The sequence below is a fragment of the Pseudomonas mangrovi genome (assembly GCF_003052585.1).
GTDB lineage: Bacteria > Pseudomonadota > Gammaproteobacteria > Pseudomonadales > Pseudomonadaceae > Aquipseudomonas > Aquipseudomonas mangrovi.
Genome location: NZ_QASN01000019.1, coordinates 269,123 through 286,701, shown reverse-complemented (window position 1 = coordinate 286,701; position 17,579 = coordinate 269,123). Strand labels below are relative to the sequence as shown.

22 protein-coding genes and 1 riboswitch are annotated in these 17,579 nt (G+C 67.6%); of the genes, 15 read left to right on the top strand and 7 right to left on the bottom strand.

Annotation, left to right across the window (positions count from 1 at the left end; all coding sequences use genetic code 11):
• Window positions 1-22 precede the first annotated feature (22 nt).
• The 4 genes from DBO85_RS12410 to DBO85_RS12395 are packed head-to-tail and all read left to right on the top strand — an operon-like array spanning window position 23 to window position 2,721.
• Entirely contained in the window at window positions 23-502 is a 480-nt protein-coding gene (locus DBO85_RS12410) for a MotA/TolQ/ExbB proton channel family protein (protein ID WP_407681469.1), read from the top strand.
• A 28-nt stretch (window positions 503-530) separates the two neighbouring features.
• A complete protein-coding gene (locus DBO85_RS12405; RefSeq protein ID WP_108107588.1) occupies window positions 531-944 on the top strand; it encodes an ExbD/TolR family protein in 414 nt (137 codons plus the stop codon).
• The gene (locus DBO85_RS12400) at window positions 944-1,618 is read left to right on the top strand and encodes an energy transducer TonB (protein WP_108107587.1); all 675 of its coding nucleotides are present in this window, start codon (window positions 944-946) and stop codon (window positions 1,616-1,618) included. Before DBO85_RS12405 ends, DBO85_RS12400 begins: the two co-directional genes overlap by 1 nt.
• Before the next feature lie 2 nt (window positions 1,619-1,620).
• Window positions 1,621-2,721: a tetratricopeptide repeat protein gene (locus DBO85_RS12395; protein WP_108107632.1), complete on the top strand. Its 1,101-nt coding sequence runs from the start codon at window positions 1,621-1,623 to the stop codon at window positions 2,719-2,721.
• Between the two features lie 314 nt (window positions 2,722-3,035).
• Here the strand turns inward: DBO85_RS12395 and DBO85_RS12390 are convergent, their stop codons facing one another.
• From DBO85_RS12390 to DBO85_RS12360, 7 genes are all read right to left on the bottom strand, one after another.
• Window positions 3,036-3,557, bottom strand: coding sequence for a DUF3299 domain-containing protein (locus DBO85_RS12390; RefSeq protein WP_177429767.1), 522 nt, complete (start codon window positions 3,555-3,557; stop codon window positions 3,036-3,038).
• Window positions 3,558-3,565: 8 nt separating this feature from the next.
• Complete coding sequence (locus DBO85_RS12385) at window positions 3,566-4,864, bottom strand: ABC transporter permease (protein ID WP_108107586.1); 1,299 nt, start codon at window positions 4,862-4,864, stop codon at window positions 3,566-3,568.
• Between the two features lie 2 nt (window positions 4,865-4,866).
• On the bottom strand, window positions 4,867-5,607 hold the full coding sequence (locus DBO85_RS12380; protein ID WP_108107585.1) for an ABC transporter ATP-binding protein: 741 nt from the start codon (window positions 5,605-5,607) through the stop codon (window positions 4,867-4,869).
• A 13-nt stretch (window positions 5,608-5,620) separates the two neighbouring features.
• Entirely contained in the window at window positions 5,621-6,211 is a 591-nt protein-coding gene (locus DBO85_RS12375; RefSeq protein ID WP_108107584.1) for a DUF2796 domain-containing protein, read from the bottom strand.
• A 121-nt stretch (window positions 6,212-6,332) separates the two neighbouring features.
• Complete coding sequence (trxA, locus tag DBO85_RS12370) at window positions 6,333-7,205, bottom strand: thioredoxin (RefSeq protein WP_108107583.1); 873 nt, start codon at window positions 7,203-7,205, stop codon at window positions 6,333-6,335.
• 87 nt (window positions 7,206-7,292) lie between these two features.
• A complete protein-coding gene (gene thpR, locus DBO85_RS12365; RefSeq protein WP_108107582.1) occupies window positions 7,293-7,832 on the bottom strand; it encodes an RNA 2',3'-cyclic phosphodiesterase in 540 nt (179 codons plus the stop codon).
• Complete coding sequence (locus DBO85_RS12360; RefSeq protein WP_108107581.1) at window positions 7,829-8,500, bottom strand: class I SAM-dependent methyltransferase; 672 nt, start codon at window positions 8,498-8,500, stop codon at window positions 7,829-7,831. The genes thpR and DBO85_RS12360 overlap by 4 nt, the downstream gene beginning before the upstream one ends.
• Before the next feature lie 114 nt (window positions 8,501-8,614).
• Between DBO85_RS12360 and nrdR the strand changes: the two genes are divergently transcribed.
• The 11 genes from nrdR to DBO85_RS12300 all read left to right on the top strand — a co-directional run bounded on the left by nrdR (window position 8,615) and on the right by DBO85_RS12300 (window position 17,551).
• A complete protein-coding gene (gene nrdR / locus DBO85_RS12355; RefSeq protein WP_108107580.1) occupies window positions 8,615-9,079 on the top strand; it encodes a transcriptional regulator NrdR in 465 nt (154 codons plus the stop codon).
• Window positions 9,076-10,188 carry a bifunctional diaminohydroxyphosphoribosylaminopyrimidine deaminase/5-amino-6-(5-phosphoribosylamino)uracil reductase RibD gene (ribD, locus tag DBO85_RS12350; protein ID WP_108107579.1) on the top strand — a complete coding sequence of 371 codons (1,113 nt, stop codon included), beginning with the start codon at window positions 9,076-9,078 and terminating at the stop codon, window positions 10,186-10,188. The genes nrdR and ribD overlap by 4 nt, the downstream gene beginning before the upstream one ends.
• A 368-nt stretch (window positions 10,189-10,556) precedes the next feature.
• Window positions 10,557-10,745, top strand: a riboswitch (FMN riboswitch).
• A 125-nt stretch (window positions 10,746-10,870) separates the two neighbouring features.
• Window positions 10,871-11,533 carry a riboflavin synthase gene (locus tag DBO85_RS12345; RefSeq protein WP_108107578.1) on the top strand — a complete coding sequence of 221 codons (663 nt, stop codon included), beginning with the start codon at window positions 10,871-10,873 and terminating at the stop codon, window positions 11,531-11,533.
• A 10-nt stretch (window positions 11,534-11,543) separates the two neighbouring features.
• Window positions 11,544-12,632, top strand: coding sequence for a bifunctional 3,4-dihydroxy-2-butanone-4-phosphate synthase/GTP cyclohydrolase II (ribBA, locus tag DBO85_RS12340; protein WP_108107577.1), 1,089 nt, complete (start codon window positions 11,544-11,546; stop codon window positions 12,630-12,632).
• 175 nt (window positions 12,633-12,807) lie between these two features.
• Entirely contained in the window at window positions 12,808-13,284 is a 477-nt protein-coding gene (gene ribH / locus DBO85_RS12330; RefSeq protein ID WP_108107575.1) for a 6,7-dimethyl-8-ribityllumazine synthase, read from the top strand.
• Window positions 13,281-13,763 (top strand): transcription antitermination factor NusB, encoded by a 483-nt coding sequence (gene nusB / locus DBO85_RS12325; protein WP_108107574.1) that lies wholly within the window; start codon window positions 13,281-13,283, stop codon window positions 13,761-13,763. The genes ribH and nusB overlap by 4 nt, the downstream gene beginning before the upstream one ends.
• Window positions 13,764-13,811: 48 nt before the next feature.
• Window positions 13,812-14,771, top strand: coding sequence for a thiamine-phosphate kinase (gene thiL / locus DBO85_RS12320; RefSeq protein WP_108107573.1), 960 nt, complete (start codon window positions 13,812-13,814; stop codon window positions 14,769-14,771).
• Window positions 14,772-14,925: 154 nt separating this feature from the next.
• A complete protein-coding gene (locus DBO85_RS12315) occupies window positions 14,926-15,537 on the top strand; it encodes a retropepsin-like aspartic protease family protein (protein WP_233356604.1) in 612 nt (203 codons plus the stop codon).
• A 174-nt stretch (window positions 15,538-15,711) separates the two neighbouring features.
• Window positions 15,712-16,329 carry a GTP cyclohydrolase II gene (ribA, locus tag DBO85_RS12310; RefSeq protein ID WP_108107571.1) on the top strand — a complete coding sequence of 206 codons (618 nt, stop codon included), beginning with the start codon at window positions 15,712-15,714 and terminating at the stop codon, window positions 16,327-16,329.
• Window positions 16,330-16,355: 26 nt separating this feature from the next.
• The gene (locus DBO85_RS12305) at window positions 16,356-16,745 is read left to right on the top strand and encodes an MFS transporter (protein WP_407681468.1); all 390 of its coding nucleotides are present in this window, start codon (window positions 16,356-16,358) and stop codon (window positions 16,743-16,745) included.
• Window positions 16,742-17,551, top strand: a complete 810-nt coding sequence (locus DBO85_RS12300) for a cobalamin-binding protein (protein ID WP_108107569.1) — start codon at window positions 16,742-16,744, stop codon at window positions 17,549-17,551. The genes DBO85_RS12305 and DBO85_RS12300 overlap by 4 nt, the downstream gene beginning before the upstream one ends.
• Window positions 17,552-17,579 lie beyond the last annotated feature (28 nt).

Here is a 17,579-nt window from a genome sequence, read left to right as displayed (position 1 = left end):
CGCCCACGCGCTGCTCGATTTCATGGGCGCGGGCGGAGTGGTCATGTGGGGGCTGGCGCTGCTCTGCGTGCTGTTCTGGACGCTGATGCTCGAGCGCTTCTGGTTCATGCAGCGGATCTTTCCGCGCTGGGTGGCCGAGCGCCGCCAGGCCTGGCACGCGCTGCAGGGCGCCGGTAGCTGGCAGCGCTCGGTACGCAGCGCCTGGCTGGCCGAGGCGCGCCAGCAATTGGCCGGGCCGCTGCGCATGGCCAAGACCTTGGTGGCGCTGTGCCCGCTGCTCGGGCTGCTCGGTACGGTCAGCGGGATGATCGCGGTATTCGATGTGCTGGCACTCAACGGCAACGGCAACCCGCGCGGCATGGCCGCCGGGGTCTGGCAGGCAACGCTGCCGACAATGGCCGGCATGGTGCTGGCGATCAGTGGACTTTTCAGCCTGGCGCGCCTGGAGCGCATCACCGGGCGGGCACTGGAGCGGCTGGCTGACCAGCTGCGCCACGATTGAGCCTTTCAACGGATCGGGAATTCGGACGATGAGAATGCGTCGCCACCACTACCAGCAGGATGACGAGACCGGCATCGACCTGACGCCGATGCTCGACGTGGTCTTCATCATGCTGATCTTCTTCATCGTCACCAGCACCTTCATCCGCGAATCGGGTGTCGAGGTGCAGCGGCCGCAGGCCGAGTCGGCCAGTCCGCAGGACAAGGGCAACATCCTGATCGCCATCACCGGCAACGGCGAGATCTGGATGGACAAGCAGCAGATCGACATCCGCAGCGTGCGCGCCCACGTCGAGCGCATGCGCGTCGACCAGCCGGACGGCGCGGTGGTGGTGCAGGCCGATGAGGAGGCGCGCACCGGGCTGGTGGTGCAGGTCATGGACCAGGCACGCCTGGCCGGGGTGACCGACGTGGCGCTGGCTGCCAGCGCGGGGGCGCGTTGATGCGCTATGCCCTGGCACTGATCGGCGGCAGCCTGATGGCGCTGCTGCTGTTCATGCTCATGCTCTACATGGTCGCGCCGCCCAAGCCGACGGTTACCGACGAGCCGCTGACCGTCGCCAATTTCGTCCGCGCCGACAACGCCAGCGAGACGGCCACCCGCACGCGCCAGCAGGCACCGCAGCCGCCCACCCCGCAGACGCCGCAACCGCCCACCCCGTTGACGCCGATGAACGCCGCGCCGACGCCCAACCTGCCGACGCTGGACGTCTCCCTGCCGCGCCTGGATGTCGGCGTGGCCGTGAACAGTGCGCCGACGCCCAGCCTCAGCGGGCTCTCGGCGAGTGCCGCGCCGGCCCCCAGCGATCCGGCGCCGAGCGCCGGACCCAGCGGGCTGGACAGCGAAGTGGTACCGCTCAACGACGTGCGTCCGCGCTACCCGCAGCGCGCGCTGGATCGCGGTATCGAGGGACACGTACGCCTGGCGTTCGTCATCACCCCCGACGGCCGGGTGGAGAATATTCGTGTGCTGGAGTCCAACCCCAGTCGCGTGTTTGATCGCGAGGCGCGCCTGGCTGCGGCGCGCTGGCGTTTCGCGCCGCGCACCGAGAACGGCCTGGCCGTCGCCCGTGAAGCGGTCAAGACCCTGCACTTCCGCCTCGAACGAGGGAGATGATGATGCGTCGCCTGTTGCTGGTACTGTTTTTCTCGAGCCTGCCGCTGGCTGTGGTGCATGCTGCGCAAATGATCGATCCGCGGGTGTTCACGGCCCTGCAGAAGGCCCAGCAGGCCCAGCAGAAGGGTGACTATCAGGCCGCGCGGCAGGCGCTGGCAGCGGTCCAGGCCAAGCCGGACAGCCTCGAGCAGGTCATGCTCTGGCGCAGTCAGGGCTATCTGGCCTGGGCCGAGGGTGACGCCGGCAAGGCCGCCAGCCTGCTGGAGAAGGTCGTCGCCAGCGGCAAGCTGGAAGGCGAGCAGCAGCGCGAGGATCACGCCAACCTGGCGCGTCTCAGCCTTGCCGCCGGCCGCCATGGCCGCGTTGTCGAACTGCTCTCGCCAGTCCCCAGTGACGCCAGCAGCGAGGTGCTGCAGATGCTGGTGCAGGCTTATCAGGGGCTCGGTCAGCCAGCCAAGGCGCTGCCGCTGGCCGAGCGCTACGTGCAGGCCAATCCCAAGGTCGATGACGACTGGCTGCAGTTCCTCGTCAGCCTGAATGCCGATCTGAAGCGCTATTCCGCCGCCGAGCGGTGGCAGCGACAACTGCTCGGCCGTCATCCGGACGATGCGCGCCGCTGGCGTCAACTGGCCGGTCTGCAGCAATTGAGTGGTGAACAGCACAAGGCTCTGGCGACCCTGCGTGCTGCCCATCGCAAAGGCCTGCGTTTCTCGGCCGAAGAACTCGATCAACTGGTATTGCTGGCCAGTGCCGCCGGTCAGCCATGGCAGGGCGCCAAGCTGCTGGAAGGTCTGCTGGCCGACGGCACGCTGGCGCGCAACGCGGTGCGTGAAGAGCGCCTCGGCCTGCTCTGGTGGCAGGCCCGCGAGCGCAGCAAGGCGGTCGGTGTGTATCGTGACCTGGCGCAGCGCAGCGGCAATGCCAAACACTGGCTGCAGGTGGCGCAGCTGGAGCTGGAACAGTCCCGCTGGCGCGCCGGTCTGGATGCGCTGGCCGCGGCCGAGAAGGCTGGCGCCGAGCGTGCCAAGGTCCGTCAGTGGCGCGAGTGGGCGCAGAGTCAGCTGGAGTTCGACGGCGCGCCGCACCTGGCCCGCGCCAACTGACTCCAGGCCTGCGTTCAGCTGGTACTGACGCTGACTTCGTTGCCGCTGCGAGCGTCTCGCAGTTGCCTGGGCCGGCAGCGCTGCAGGCACCGGCATTTCCCTGGAGAACTCTGCGAGTGACCCTGAGACGGGGCGACCAGACGCAGCAAAGCCTTCCCGATCACGCCGGATAAACGCGTGGGGCGTGGTCGTCCGAGCCTGGCTTCCAGGCGCTGGCGATCCTCCAGAGCCGTTCAGGCTGATCGAGTGCAACGGGCGGGTGGTCGCTTCACGCTAAGGGGGCGCAGTGGCCCCGATTGGCGAGAGCCAGCCGTCTAGCCCTCGTCGTCCAGCTCGTACGGATAGATCTTCTGCGCCTCCATCCGGTAGCCGGCTTCGGCCAGCTCGCTGCTGCTGTGCTCCACCTTGAGTTCGCCCTCGATCCAGAACGGCTGCCAGAGTGCATCGATCATCACGCCCAGTTCGGTCCTGACGTGGAGGATCTGGTTCGACGGCGGTGGCGGCACGTGGATGCAGGCGCCGAAGTAGGGCACCAGCAGAAATTCGATCACCCGGCCTTCGTCGGTCATGTCCAGCGGCACTATGTAGCCCGGCAGCTTGGCCAGAACACCGTCGAGTTCCTCCACCACCGGCGCAGCCGGCGCCAGTTGCGAGGCTGCCGGGCCGTCCTCGGAAAGGGCTTCGCCGAGCTGGGCGAAATCGTGCAGCGGGCGGGTCTGCAGCTGCTGCGGCGGTGCGCCAGGCGGAATCAGGTCGCTCCAGGTCAGATCGCGGGGTTCCGCGGCCCACAACGGGGCGCAGATCAGCAGTAGCAGGACGGACAGGGCAGAACGCAAGCAGCACCTCACAGGCGAATGGACAGGCCGTCGGCCAGGGATTGTCGGTAGGCGCGCCACGCTGGCACCAGTCCCATGGTCAGGCCAGCGCAAAGAATGCCGCCGAGCAGCGTCAGTTCGTAGCTGCTCGGTATTCTCAGCGGCAGATACAGACCGTATTCCGCCTGCAGCGGGTCCTGGCCGATGGCGATGCCCAGGTACAGCAGCGTCAGGCCCAGGAGTATACCGGCGAGTGTCAGCAGCAGCGCTTCCAGCAACAGCAGCAGCGCGAGGTGCCAGGGCCGTGCGCCGACCGAGCGCAGGATCGCCATCTCCCGGCGCCGCTCGTTGAGGCTGGCGAGAATCGCCGTGAGCATGCCGACCAACCCGGTCAGCACCACGAACAGCGACACCAGCAGCAGCGCCTTCTCGGCCACCCCCATCAGGCTCCACAGCTCCTGCAGGGCCACGCCGGGGAGGATCGCCAGCAGCGGTTCGCCGCGGTACTGGTTGATCTCGCGCTGCAGACCGAAGGTTGCCACCCGACTGTTCAGCCCCAGCAGCACGGCGGTGATCGCCTTGGGCTGCAGCGCCTGGGCGCAGAGCTGGTCTTCACTGCAGGCGGCCATCTCGCGCACTCGTTCGGCGTCGATGCGTGCGGCGCCGCGTGCCGGCATGCCGCTCTGCCAGTCGATATGCAGCGCCTCCATGCCGGCCAGGCTGATGTGCAGGGTGCGGTCGACCGGGGTACCGGTGCGGGCGAGGATGCCGACCACGCGAAACGGTTTGTCGTCGTGTTTGACCAGGCTGACCCTGGCCACGCCATGCGCCAGCACCAGCTCCTGGTCGAGGTGATAGCCCAGCGCGCGGGCCACTTCGGCACCGAGCACCACCTCGAACGGGTCGGCGGCGAAGGCGCGGCCTTCGCTGAGTCGCAGCGACTGCTTGCGGCCGTAGCGGTAGTGCTCGAAGTAGCCTTCGCTGGTGCCCATTACCCGATAGCCACGGTGCGAATCGCCCAGCGAGATCGGCACCGACCATTTCACCTGCGGATGCCTGGCCAGCGCCTCATAACTCTCCCAGCGGATGTTGTTGGTCGCGTTGCCGATGCGGAACACCGAGTACAGCAGCAGGTTCAGCGAGCCGGAGCGGGCGCCGACGATCAGGTCGGTGCCGCTGACGGTGCTGGCGAAGCTGGCGCGCGCCTCGCTGCGAATGCGCTCCACCGCCAGCAGCAGGCACACCGACAGGCCGATGGCGACGACCGTGAGCAGGGCGATGAAACGACGATTGGCCAGGCTGGCCAGGGCGATGCGTAACAGATGCATGGTCAGACCTGCAGGGGGCGCTGGGCGCGGTTGAGCTGGTGCAGGTCCAGACTGCGATCGAACAGGCCGGCCAGGCTCTGGTCATGGCTGACGAACAGCAGGCTGGCACCGGCATCCCGGCATTCCTCGAACAGCAGCGCGAGGAAGGCTTCGCGGTTGTCGGCATCCAGCGATGAGGTCGGCTCATCGGCAATCACCAGTTCGGGCTGGCCGATCAGTGCACGCGCGGCCGCCACGCGCTGCTGCTGGCCGATCGACAGGCTGTCGGCGCGACGCTGGTGCAGGTCCGGGTCGAGGCCGAGACGCTCCAGCAGCAGCGTTGCCGCCTGCTCGACGCTGCCGTGGCGCTGCCGCGCCCGCTGCGCGCGAACGCTGGAGAAGCGGCAGGGCATCTCGACGTTCTCACGCACGGCCAGGAACGGCAGCAGATTGAACTGCTGGAAAATGTAGCCGCTGTGATCGACCCGATAGCGATCGCGCGCTGCGGCGCTCAGGTCGCCCAGGTCGCGGCCCAGCAGTCGCACCCGGCCGCGACCGGCCTTCTGTACCCCGCCGAGCAGGCCGAGCAGGGTGGTCTTGCCGCTGCCGCTGGGGCCCTTGAGGAATACCCGCTCGCCGACCTCCAGGGCGAAGTGCGGGATATCCAGCAGTTCCGACTGTCCCGGCCAGGCGAAGCCGAGATCGTCGATCTCGAGCAGGGGCGACTGCAAGGGTGCCGGATGGCTTGCGACTGGATCGGACATGCAGGACCTGCTTCTAGAAGTTGACTCTGGGATTCTTCGCACTCAGCTCCACGCCCTGCTGGCCATTGGGTCCGACCAGCTGCACCTGGATGCTTTCGGTGCCGGGATAGCGGCTGAACAGCGGGGAGAAATCCAGGCTCGCCAGCGCCTTGGCCTTGCTGCAGTCGAAGCGATAGCTGGCGAGTACATCGTTGTGGCCCTGGTGTTCGCCGTCAGGACCATGCGTTTTGCTCGCGGGTGCATCGAACAACGGGCTGGCCAGGTCGTGCTTCTGCAGATTGCATTCCTGCGGCAGGCCGAACAGTTCCTCCGGCTTGGCCAGGGCGCCGCGCAGTTCGGCGACCTTGAGCCGGTCGGCGTCGGAGTTGGGCTGGTGCTCGAAGCCGAGCAGGTTCATCGCCGGGGAGAGCAGGTCGATCTGCAGAATGCCGTCTTCCAGGACCAGATCCAGGGTGGCGACGCCATGCTCGTGGGCGCCGAGGCTGCCCTGCTCGCCATGGGCGTGCTCATGCTGGTGATCGTGGTCGTGCTTGTCGTGGTCATGGTCTGCGGCCTGGGCGTAGGGCAGGGCGAGCAGGGGCAGGCAGAGCAGCAGGCGGCGCATGGCAATCTCCTTGAACGGGGGAGGCGTTACTCTATAACAAATCCGGGCCTGGAAAAGGCCCGGATTTGTTGCCCGGGTTTGCCTGCGCGGTGCTTGCCACGCCACCGGCTCCGCGCCCAGCTCAATAGATCGCCTGATACAGCCTGCGCCGATACAGCGTGACCAGCGGGTGGTCGTTGCCGAGCAGATCGAACACCTGCAGCAGCGTGCGGTGCGGCGCCCCGTCGGCGTAACCGCGATTGCTGATGAACAGTTTCAGCAGACCATCGAGTGCCGGCTCGTACTGCTGACGGGCGAGCTGCTGGATCGCCAACTGATAGCTCGCCTCATCGTCACCCGCATCGCGAGCCAGACGGCTCTTGAGCTCAGCGGCATCGGGCAGGTCGGCGGCCTGGCGCAGGAAGGTCAGCTGGGCGCGGGCGCCGGACAGCGCCGCCTTGTGCTCGTCGCCCTTGACCGCATTCAGCACCACCTCGGCCTCGCCCAGCTCGCCGCGCTCGGCCAGGCAGCGCGCGTAGAGGATCAGTGCTGCGGCGTTCTCGTTGTCTTCACTGAGCAACACCTTGAGCACGTTTTCGGCATCGCCGATGCGGCCTTCGGCGAACAGCGCCTGGGCTGCCTCCAGCGGGTCGGCGGTGGGCGCCGCCGGTTCGGTCACGTGGGGCTTGAGCAGCTCGCGGATTGCTGACTCGGGCTGGGCCCCGGCGAAGCCGTCGACCGGCTGGCCGTCCTTGAACAGCACCACGGTCGGCAGGCTGCGGATGCCGAAACGCATCACGATGTCCTGCTCGATGTCGCAGTTGACCTTGGCCAGCAGCAACTCGCCGCGGTACTCCTCGGTGATCTTCGCCAGCAGCGGCATCAGTGCCTTGCACGGCGCGCACCAGTCGGCCCAGAAGTCGACCAGCACCGGCTTGTGGAAGGAGTTCTCGATCACCAGCTGTTCGAAGCTGGCGGCACCGGATACGTCGAAGATGTAGGGGCTATCGCTCATCGGTTCTCTCGTCATGGGGCGGCGGGCGGCAAGGCTGAGCATGTTAGTTGGGGGCGGCGGGGACGGGAAGCAAGTGCGCCACATCGCTCAGCGTGCGCGAGTCAGCGCCCAGTTGGCCAACGGCTGATAGCGCACGCCCTCCGCGCTGTTCTGCGACAGATACAACCCGAACTGGCGTACGTCCCAGGCGAACGCGGGCGCGTGGCTGTCGTCGATCGGCGCAGCCTGCCGCAACAGGGTCAGATGCGGGCGGAAGGGGCGCGGGTCCAGGGTGATGCCCAGCTCCTCGAGTCCTTCGCGCAGCTGCCGGTGCAGGCGCAGCAGTGCTTCAGGGATCTGCTCTGCGAACAGGCAGGCGACGTCCTCGCCGAGCATGCCGAAGCGGTCCAGCTGGAGGGCGAAACCCTGGGCGTCCAGGCGCTCGCCCAGCTGCGTCAGCGCGGTGAGGCGACGTGCCGGCTGGGCGCCGAGGAAGGCCAGGGTCAGGTGCAGGTTGGCCGCGGGTACCGGCCGCCCTTCGATGCCCAGGCTGTCGCGCCAGTGACAGAGGCGGCCGGCCAGATCCGCTGGGCAGCCCAGGGCGAAGAACAGCCGCAGCGGCGAGTCCGACTCGGTGGCCTCGATCATGTGCAGGTCTCGCGCTCGGCCTGATACAGGCTGACCCGGCGAAACTCGGCGGGTTCGGCCAGATCCGGCCAGGTGCAGGCGTCGAGCACGTCCAGGCGCCGGTACTGCGGATGACTGAAGTCGCGTACCCGTGAGTCGGCCACCAGCGCGCGCTGGCCGCGGCTGAGGAACTGATCGAGCAGCGGCAGGTTGGCGCGGTCGTAGAGCACGTCGGCGACGATGATCAGGTCGAAGCGATCCTGCTCGGCGAAGAAGTCCGCCGAATAGCTCAGGCTCACGCCGTTGAGCGCGGCGTTCGCCCGGCAGGCCGCCAGCGCCATGGGATCGAGATCGCAGGCGACCACCTCGGCCGCCCCGGCACGTGCGGCGGCAATCGCGGCGACGCCGGAACCGGCGCCGAAATCCAGCACCCGCTTGCCACGCACCCACTCCGGACGCTCGGCCAGCCAGCGCGCCAGCACCAGGCCGCTGGCCCAGCAGAAGCACCAGTAGGGCGGCTCCTCGAGAATCCGCCGGGTTTCCTCGGGGCTGAAGGCGCGGTCCATGTTGGCTTCGTCGATCAGCCACAGCGACAGGTCGGTGCCGGGCAGGCGGGTCGCCGCCAGGCGTGCATCGCCAAGCAGGCTCTGCAGGTTGCGTTCGAGTTCCTGTGGGGCGCTGGGGGTCATGCAGTCAGGCTCGTTGAACGGTGGAAAGGGCGCCTGTATAGCGCAACCGGCGCAGGTTGTCTTGCCGGGAGGATCGGCTACCATGAGCTCCCCTTCGCCTGCGGACCCGCTGCCATGCACTGCCCGTTCTGCTCTGCCAACGACACCAAGGTCATCGACTCGCGCCTGGTCGCCGAGGGCGATCAGGTGCGCCGGCGCCGTGAATGCGTGGCCTGCGGCGAGCGTTTCACCACCTTCGAGACCGCCGAACTGGTGATGCCGCGGCTGATCAAGCAGGACGGCAGCCGCCAGCCGTTCGACGAGGAAAAGCTGCGCGCCGGCATGCAGCGTGCGCTGGAGAAGCGCCCGGTCAGCGTCGAGCGCCTGGAAGAGGCCATCGCGCGGATCAAGCAGCGCCTGCGCGCCACCGGTGAGCGCGAGGTCAAGTCGCTGGTGGTCGGTGAGCTGGTGATGAACGAGCTGCGTCGCCTCGACGAAATCGCCTACATCCGCTTCGCCTCGGTCTACCGCCGCTTCAAGGATCTCGAGGAATTCCGCGAGGAGATCGAGCGCCTGTCGCGCGAGCCGGCCGACGAATGAGCGCGCTCGACGCGCACTACATGGCCCGTGCGCTGGAGCTGGCGCGCAAGGGTCTGTATTCCACCCATCCCAATCCCCGCGTCGGCTGCGTGATCGTGCGTGACGGCGAGGTGGTCGGCGAAGGCTGGCATCTGCGCGCCGGCGAGCCGCACGCCGAGCTGCATGCCCTGCGCGCGGCCGGCGAACGCGCCCGTGGTGCCACCGCCTACGTCACCCTGGAGCCCTGCAGTCATCATGGTCGTACGCCGCCCTGCGCCGATGCGCTGATCCGTGCCGGTGTGGCGCGAGTGGTGGCGGCCATGGGTGACCCCAATCCGCAGGTCGATGGCGGCGGTCTGCAGCGTTTGCGCGAGGCCGGCATCGAGGTGGCGAGCGGGGTGCTGGAGAGCGAGGCGCGCGAGCTGAATGCAGGCTTCGTCAAGCGCATGCAGACTGGTTTGCCGCTGGTGCGGGTGAAGCTGGCGATGAGCCTGGATGGGCGCACCGCCATGGCCAGTGGCGAGAGCCAGTGGATCACCGGGCCGGCGGCGCGTGCCGAGGTACAGCGCTTGCGTGCGCGGTCCAGTGCCGTGCTCAGTGGCGCCGATACCGTGCTGCAGGATGAGGCCCGGCTTACCGTGCGCCCGGACGAGCTCGGCCTGGACGACGAGCAGCGCGCGCTGGCGGCCGGGCGCCTGCCACAGCGCGTGCTGATCGACGGGCGCCTGCGGGTGCCGGCGGATGCACCCTTCTTCAAGGCGGGTGCGGCGCTGGTGGCCTGCTGTGCCGAGGGCGATGCGGCCGGTGTTCTGCGTGGGCGGGGGCACGAGGTGCTGGCGCTGCCCGGTGGCGATGGCCATGTCGATCTGCCGGCGCTGCTGCGCCTGCTCGGCGAGCGCGGCGCCAACGAGCTGCTGGTCGAGGCCGGCCCGCGCCTGGCTGGCGCCTTCGCGCGCGCCGGGCTGGTCGATGAGTACCAGATCTTCGTCGCGCCCAAGCTGCTCGGCTCCGATGCTCGGCCGCTGCTCGACTGGCCGCTGCAGCGCATGGCCGAAGCGCAACAGTTGCAGATCCAGGATATCCGCGCCTTCGGTGATGACTGGCGGATCCGCGCGGTGCCGCGTCGGTAGGTGACACCCTGCAGGCCGGGCCATCCCTCATCCGGCGCTGCGCGCCACCTTCTCCCGGAGGGAGAAAGAAAGCTGCGGGGCGATGGTGCGGTGTGGGGCAACTCCTCGACGTATCGACATGCCGCGGCCTTTCCCTCTCCATCGGGAGAGGGTGCCGAAGGCGGGTGAGGGATGCTTTAGGCGACTCGGTCTCAGCGTGCCGCCCGACAGCCCGTCGTCGTCGCTGGGCCTGCGCTGATCTGGCGCTTTCGACCGTTTTACGGCAGTGCATTGGCCGAGACCGCTCATGCCAGCAAAGGCTATGGCCGCGATAGCCATGCGCCGACGCAGGCAAATGTGATAAAACGCACGCCTGCCTGAAAGGGCAGAAACGTTCTCAGGGCGGGGTGCAATTCCCCACCGGCGGTAATGGCCTACGGAGCCTGCTTCGGATCGCTGATCCAGAGCCTGGCCTGGCCTAGCCCGCGAGCGCCTGTGCGGCTCCGCCGTACAGGGTCAAGCAGACCCGGTGCGATTCCGGGGCCGACGGTCATAGTCCGGATAAAGAGAGAGCGGGATAGCCAGTGATGGCGCGGCCTGGCCGTGCCACTGCGTTCCCTATCGATCGGTACGCCCTGTTTTTAACTAAACAGGAGTTCCTCATGCGGCATCTGTCATCGGCCTTCCGTTCGTGGGAGGCGTCATGTTCACAGGAATAATCGAAGCCATCGGCAGCATCCGTGCGCTTACGCCCAAGGGCGGCGACGTGCGCGTATACGTGCAGACCGGCAAGCTCGACCTGGCCGACGTCAAGCTGGGCGACAGCATCGCGGTCAACGGTGTGTGCCTGACCGCGGTCGAGCTGCCCGGCGACGGCTTCTGGGCCGACGTCAGTCGCGAGACCTTGGCGCGCACCGCGTTCATCGATCTGAAAGCCGGCAGCCGGGTGAACCTGGAAAAAGCGCTGACGCCTTCCAGTCGCCTTGGCGGGCATCTGGTCAGCGGTCATGTCGACGGCATCGGCGAGGTCGTCGCCCGCGAGGAAAATGCCCGCGCCGTGCAGTTCCGCATCCGCGCGCCGCGTGAGCTGGCGAAGTACATCGCGCTCAAGGGCTCGATCACCGTGGACGGCACCAGCCTGACGGTGAACGCGGTCAACGGCGCCGAATTCGAGCTGACCATAGTCCCGCACACCCTGGCCGAGACCATCATGGTCGACTACCGCCCCGGCAGGCAGGTGAACCTCGAAGTCGACCTGCTGGCGCGCTATCTGGAACGCCTGCTGCTCGGTGACAAAGCCGCCGAACCCAATGCTTCGGGCCTCACCGAAAGCTTCCTCGCCGAACACGGCTACCTGAACAAGTGAGAACCGGTCCATGGCTCTGAATACCGCTGAAGAACTCATCGAAGACATCCGCGCCGGCAAGATGGTCATCCTGATGGATGACGAGGACCGCGAGAACGAGGGCGACATCATCATCGCCTCCGAATGCGTCACCGCCGAGCACATCAACTTCATGGCCAAGCACGCCCGCGGCCTGATCTGCATGCCGATGACCCGCGAGCGCTGCGAGCTGCTCAAGCTGCCGCTGATGGCGCCGCGCAACGGGTCCGGCTTCGGCACCAAGTTCACCGTCTCGATCGAGGCTGCCGAAGGCGTCACCACCGGCATCTCCGCTGCCGACCGCGCGCGCACCGTGCAGGCGGCGGTGGCACGCAATGCCAAGGCCGACGACATCGTCAGTCCGGGCCACGTCTTCCCGCTGATGGCCCAGCCGGGCGGCGTACTGGCGCGTGCCGGGCATACCGAGGCAGCCTGCGATCTGGCGCGGATGGCCGGTTACGAGGCCAGCGGGGTGATCTGCGAGATCATGAATGACGACGGCACCATGGCCCGCCGCCCGGAGCTGGAAGTGTTCGCCGCCGAGCACAACCTGAAAATCGGCACCATCGCCGATCTGATTCACTACCGCCTGCTGCACGAGCGCACCGTGCAGCGGGTGTCCGAGCAGTCGCTGGATACCGAGCTGGGGGCCTTCAACCTGGTCACCTATCGCGATTCGGTGGAGGGCGACGTGCACCTGGCGCTGACCCTGGGCGAGATCTGCGCCGAGCAGCCGACCCTGGTGCGGGTGCACAGCATGGACCCGCTGCGCGACCTGCTGCTGGTGCGCCAGCCGGGGCGCTGGAGTCTGCGTGCGGCCATGGCCGAAGTGGCGCGTTGCGGCAGCGGCGTGGTGCTGCTGCTGGGGCATCAGCCGGGTGGCGAAGCGGTGCTGGCCAACCTGCGCGAGGTCGATTCGGCGCCGAGCAAGCCGCCGGTGACCTACAGCACGGTCGGCGCCGGGTCGCAGATTCTGCGCGACCTGGGCGTGCGCAAGATGCGCCTGCTCAGTTCGCCGATGAAGTTCAACGCGATATCCGGCTTTGATCTCGAGGTAGTAGAATACCTGCCCGCTGAATAGTCGCCGGCGCTACTGCGCTTGGACATACTGCGTTGAAAACAGGCTCGGCTTGCTTATTTACATCAGTAAACTCCGCCGCCTCGCCTGTTTTCGCCTTGTCTGTCCTGCGCTCGTTACGCGCTGCAGCACCGAATTCGAACATTTTTAAGCTCTTTAACGCAGACGAGATTCATCCATGACCCTGAAGACCATCGAAGGTACTTTCATCGCCCCCAAAGGCAAGTTCGCCCTGGTGGTCGGCCGCTTCAACAGCTTCGTCGTGGAGAGCCTCGTCAGCGGCGCCGTCGACGCGCTGGTTCGCCACGGCGTGAGCGAGTCCGACATCACCATCATCCGCGCGCCGGGTGCCTTCGAGATTCCGCTGGTGGCGCAGAAGGTCGCCCAGCGCAGCGAGTACGACGCGATCATCGCCCTGGGCGCGGTGATCCGTGGCGGTACCCCGCACTTCGAATACGTTGCCGGTGAATGCACCAAGGGCCTGGCCCAGGTGTCGATGGAGTTCGGCGTGCCGGTTGCCTTCGGCGTGCTGACCGTCGACTCCATCGAGCAGGCCATCGAGCGTTCCGGCACCAAGGCCGGCAACAAGGGCGCCGAAGCCGCCCTGTCCGCCCTGGAAATGGTCAGCCTGCTGGCGCAGCTGGAGGCCAAGTGAGCCTCAATCACGACGACAGCCAGGAGCCGGCACCCAAGGCCAAGGGCCGCATCGCCACTCGCCGGGTCGCCCGTACGCTGGCGATGCAGGCGCTCTACCAGTGGCACGTGGCCGGCCAGTCGCTCAACGAGATCGAAGCGCAGTTTCGCGTCGACAACGATTTCTCCGGGGTCGACGGTGCCTACTTCCACGAGATCCTGCATGGCGTGCCGCGTCTGAAGACCGAGCTCGACGAGCTGATCGCTCCCTGTCTCGACCGCGCGCTGGACGAGCTCGACCCGGTCGAGCTGGCGATCCTGCGCCTCTGTGCCTATGAGCTGCAGCAGCGCGTGGATGTGCCCTACAAGGTGGTGATCAACGAAGGCATCGAGCTGGCCAAGGTGTTCGGCGCCACCGACGGGCACAAGTTCGTCAACGGTGTGCTGGACAAGCTGGCACCGCGCCTGCGCGCGGCGGAAGTGCGTGGCGGCCGCGGCTGATTTACCCCGCGACTGCATCTGCAGTCGCACCTGCGGAGCCGATGAGGCATGGGCGAGTTCGAGCTGATCCGTCGCTTCTTCGCCGAAGCGGCCTGTGCCCGCACCGGCCAGGGTCTGGTGCTGGGCATCGGTGACGACTGTGCCCTGCTCGAACTGGCGCCCGGCGAGCAACTGGCGGTGTCCACCGACAGCCTGGTCGCCGGCGTGCACTTCCCTGATCCCTGCGATCCCTTTCTGCTGGCCCAGCGTGCGCTGGCCTGCGCCGCCAGCGACCTGGCGGCGATGGGCGCCGCGCCGCTGGGTTTCAGCCTGGCATTGACCCTGCCTGCGGCGAGTGCCGATTGGCTGCAGGGCTTTTCTGCGGGCCTGGAAAAGATGGCCGCCGCCTGCGACCTGCGGCTGATCGGCGGCGATACCACCCGTGGTCCGTTGAACATCAACATCACGGTCTTCGGTCGGCTTCCGGCTGGCCAGGCCCTGCTGCGCAGCGGTGCGCGGCCGGGTGATCTGCTCTGTGTCGGCGGTTGTCTGGGCGATGCGGCGGGAGCGCTGCCGTATGTGCTCGGGCAGCGTCCGGCAATCGACTCGCAGGTCGAGAGCCTGCTTGCCCACTACTGGACGCCAGCTCCGCAGCTGGCCCTGGGCCAGGCTCTGCGCGGGCGAGCGAGCGCGGCGCAGGATATCTCCGACGGACTGCTCGGCGATTGCGCGCACATTGCCAGCGCCTCGGACGTGGCGCTGGTGGTCGAGCTCGAGCGAGTGCCGCTGTCCCAGGCGCTGCTGGCCGTCGAACCCATCGACACGGCGCGGCGCCATGCGCTGAGCGGCGGCGACGACTATGTGCTGCTGTTCTGCCTGCCGCCGGAACAACTGGACGCTCTGCTGGCCGAAGGCTGGCCGGTCCAGGTGATCGGCCGGGTGGAGGCGGGCGAAGGTGTGCACTTGCGGGACGCCGCCGGCCGGCCGCTGAGCGTGCCGGCTGCCGGTTTCCAGCACTTTTCCCGCTGAGCATGACCTGTCGCCCGGAAATCGAATCGGCTTTGGGTATCCTGTGGAGCGCTTCGGGGTGCTCGGCCGGTGCCCCGCAGCAGACGTCTGGCAAGGAGGATTTCGGATGAAGGTGTTTTCCAAGGCATTGGCTGGTGGCCTGCTGCTGGCGGTGATGGGGCCGCTGACAGCTGCGCAGCAGGTGCAGGTGGTGGGGCTGTTTCCCAACGCCGCCGTGCTGCTGGTGGATGGTCAGCGCAAGCTGGTGCGCGCCGGCCAGGTCGGTCCGGGTGGCGTCGAGGTGGTCAGCGCCGATGCCCGCGGCGCGGTGCTTCGGGTCAACGGCGTTCAGCAACGTTTCGAGCTGAGTCGCGAGTATGGCGGCGCCGAGGGTTATACCGCGCCTTCGACTCGTGCCCAGGTCAGCATCGCCAAGGGCGCGGGCGGGCACTACTGGGTCGCCGGCAGCGTCAACGGCCAGAGCGTGCAGTTCATGGTCGACACCGGTGCCACCTCGATCGCGATGAACGACTCCCAGGCCCGCGCACTGAATATCGATTACCGCGTAGTCGGGCAGCCCATGGTGGTGAGCACCGCCAGCGGCACCGAGCGCGCCTGGCGGATTCGCCTGGACAGCGTGAAAATCGGCGCGCTCACCGTGCTTGGTGTCGAGGGTGTGGTGCTGGAGGGCGGTTCGCCAACCCAGGCGCTGCTGGGCATGAGCTTTCTCAGTCGGGTGGGCTGGCGCGAAGAGCAGGGCGTGCTGATTCTCGAATCCAAGCACTGAGACGGGTGAAAGCCCCTGACTGCCGCGGCCGCGGGTCGCCGCGCGAGTCCCCTGGTTCCTCACCCGCTTCGAGCAAATCGTCTGCTGTCTGGCGGCATCATCGCCGCCACCGCGGGGTTGAGGCGCGCGAGCCTCTGGTACAATGCCGCCCTTTTCGTTTTCTGGAGTTCCCCGGTGTCCGTCGTCTTCGTCGCCGCCTCCCAGCTGCCAACCCCCTTCGGTATCTTCACCATGCACGGTTTTCGCGAGGAGGAGACCGGCAAGGAGCATGTGGCGCTGACCATGGGTTCGGTGGCCGATGGCGCGCCCGTTCTCGGTCGCCTGCACTCCGAATGTCTCACCGGTGACGCCCTGTTCAGCCTGCGTTGCGACTGTGGCTTCCAGCTCGAGGCGGCGCTGCGCGCCATCGCCGCCGAAGGCCGCGGCGTGCTGTTGTATCTGCGTCAGGAAGGCCGCGGTATCGGTCTTCTGAACAAGATTCGCGCCTATGCCCTGCAGGATGGTGGTGCCGATACGGTCGAGGCCAACGAGCAGCTGGGTTTTGGTGCCGACCTGCGCGATTACGCGATCTGCCGGCCGATGCTCGATCATCTGGGCATCGCCTCCCTCAAGCTGATGACCAACAACCCGCGCAAGGTTGCTGCACTGGGCGACATGGGTATCACCGTCAGCGAGCGCAAGCCGCTGCAGTTCGGTCTCAACCCGCACAATCAGGGCTACCTGGCGACCAAGGCCGGCAAGCTCGGCCACCTGCTCGGCAATCGCCATCAGGGCGAGGATCTGGAATCGTGAAGCGCAGCGAGGTGCGCCAGCGGCTGATGCTGGCCTGGTGGCGTCACCTCGCGCTGTGCCTGGTGCCGTTGCTGGTGCTCAGCCTGGCCTTCGGGCGCAACCAGCCGATGCTGAGCTTCCTCGGCCTGCCGATTTTCATCGGCGGCCTGGCGTCGCTGTTTGTCAGCCTGCCGCTGTTCAATGCCTACAAGCGGGCGCTGATGGCGCTGGCCAATGCGCTGGACAGCGAGGCCGAGCCGGCTGCCTGGATCGAACTGGCCAGCCGCCAGCGCCTGGGTTTCGTCGGCGCCGGGCTGCCGGCCTGGATCGGCGCCATTGGCGTGTTCTTCGGCGTGGCGGCGGTGGGTCTGGTGTTGCTGGCCCTGGCCAGCGCTACCGTCATGCTGCTCTATCGACTGCCGCGTCAGCTGCAGTGAGAGCACTGCTGATCGCAGCGCTGGCGCTGCTGGCACTGCCGGTCCAGGCCGTCGAGCGGGTGGTCAGCCTGGCGCCATCGCTGAATGAAGTCATGCTCGAGCTGGGCGCCGACGATCTGCTGGTGGGGATCATCGATGGCGGCATTCCCGTTGCGCCCAGGATCGATCATCTGCCGCGCCTGGGGCGCGTCGGCCAGGTGGAGATGGAGCAGTTGCTTTCGCTGCAGCCGGATCTGATCTTGCTCTGGCCGGACAGCATCGGCAGCGCCCAGCGCGAGCAGCTACAGCGCCTGGGGATCGCCCTGCACGAGATGCGTCCGCGGCGGATGGAGGAACTGGCCGACGCCGTCGAGCTGCTCGGTGAGCGCATCGGCCGTGGCGAGCAGGCGCGGGCAAGGGTCGCCGAGTTCCGCCGCCGCCTCGCCGCGCTGCGTGCCGAACACCGGCGTGAGCGCCCGCTGAAGGTCTTCTATCAGGTCTGGGATCGCCCGCTGTATACGGTGGGTGGCGAGCAGTTCATCAGCGATGCCCTGCGCGTCTGCAGCGCCGAGAACGTCTTTGCCGATCTGTCCCTGGCCGCGCCGCAGGTCAGTCTGGAGTCGGTGCTGCTGCGGGCGCCGGAAGTCATCCTCACCGGCGAGGCGGCAATGCTCGAGGATTGGCAGCGCTGGCCGCAGATTCCTGCGGTGCGCATGGGCCAGGTCTGGGTGATTCCGGATGAAGGCCTGCAGCGGCCGAGCCTGCAGCTGCTGGATGCGACAGCAGCCCTGTGCCGATTGCTCGAAGGTGCCCAGTCCGCGCACTGACGCAGGCCCCGCGCCGCGGGGCTTAGCA

Coding starts and splice junctions, on each gene's coding strand:
- DBO85_RS12410 (WP_407681469.1), top strand. CDS start 23: ATGGGCGCGGGCGGAGTGGTCATGTGGGGGCTGGCGCTGCTCTGCGTG.
- DBO85_RS12405 (WP_108107588.1), top strand. CDS start 531: ATGAGAATGCGTCGCCACCACTACCAGCAGGATGACGAGACCGGCATC.
- DBO85_RS12400 (WP_108107587.1), top strand. CDS start 944: ATGCGCTATGCCCTGGCACTGATCGGCGGCAGCCTGATGGCGCTGCTG.
- DBO85_RS12395 (WP_108107632.1), top strand. CDS start 1,621: ATGCGTCGCCTGTTGCTGGTACTGTTTTTCTCGAGCCTGCCGCTGGCT.
- DBO85_RS12385 (WP_108107586.1), bottom strand. CDS start 4,864: ATGCATCTGTTACGCATCGCCCTGGCCAGCCTGGCCAATCGTCGTTTC.
- DBO85_RS12380 (WP_108107585.1), bottom strand. CDS start 5,607: ATGTCCGATCCAGTCGCAAGCCATCCGGCACCCTTGCAGTCGCCCCTG.
- DBO85_RS12375 (WP_108107584.1), bottom strand. CDS start 6,211: ATGCGCCGCCTGCTGCTCTGCCTGCCCCTGCTCGCCCTGCCCTACGCC.
- trxA (WP_108107583.1), bottom strand. CDS start 7,205: ATGAGCGATAGCCCCTACATCTTCGACGTATCCGGTGCCGCCAGCTTC.
- thpR (WP_108107582.1), bottom strand. CDS start 7,832: ATGATCGAGGCCACCGAGTCGGACTCGCCGCTGCGGCTGTTCTTCGCC.
- DBO85_RS12360 (WP_108107581.1), bottom strand. CDS start 8,500: ATGACCCCCAGCGCCCCACAGGAACTCGAACGCAACCTGCAGAGCCTG.
- nrdR (WP_108107580.1), top strand. CDS start 8,615: ATGCACTGCCCGTTCTGCTCTGCCAACGACACCAAGGTCATCGACTCG.
- ribD (WP_108107579.1), top strand. CDS start 9,076: ATGAGCGCGCTCGACGCGCACTACATGGCCCGTGCGCTGGAGCTGGCG.
- DBO85_RS12345 (WP_108107578.1), top strand. CDS start 10,871: ATGTTCACAGGAATAATCGAAGCCATCGGCAGCATCCGTGCGCTTACG.
- ribBA (WP_108107577.1), top strand. CDS start 11,544: ATGGCTCTGAATACCGCTGAAGAACTCATCGAAGACATCCGCGCCGGC.
- ribH (WP_108107575.1), top strand. CDS start 12,808: ATGACCCTGAAGACCATCGAAGGTACTTTCATCGCCCCCAAAGGCAAG.
- thiL (WP_108107573.1), top strand. CDS start 13,812: ATGGGCGAGTTCGAGCTGATCCGTCGCTTCTTCGCCGAAGCGGCCTGT.
- DBO85_RS12315 (WP_233356604.1), top strand. CDS start 14,926: ATGGGGCCGCTGACAGCTGCGCAGCAGGTGCAGGTGGTGGGGCTGTTT.
- DBO85_RS12305 (WP_407681468.1), top strand. CDS start 16,356: ATGCTGGCCTGGTGGCGTCACCTCGCGCTGTGCCTGGTGCCGTTGCTG.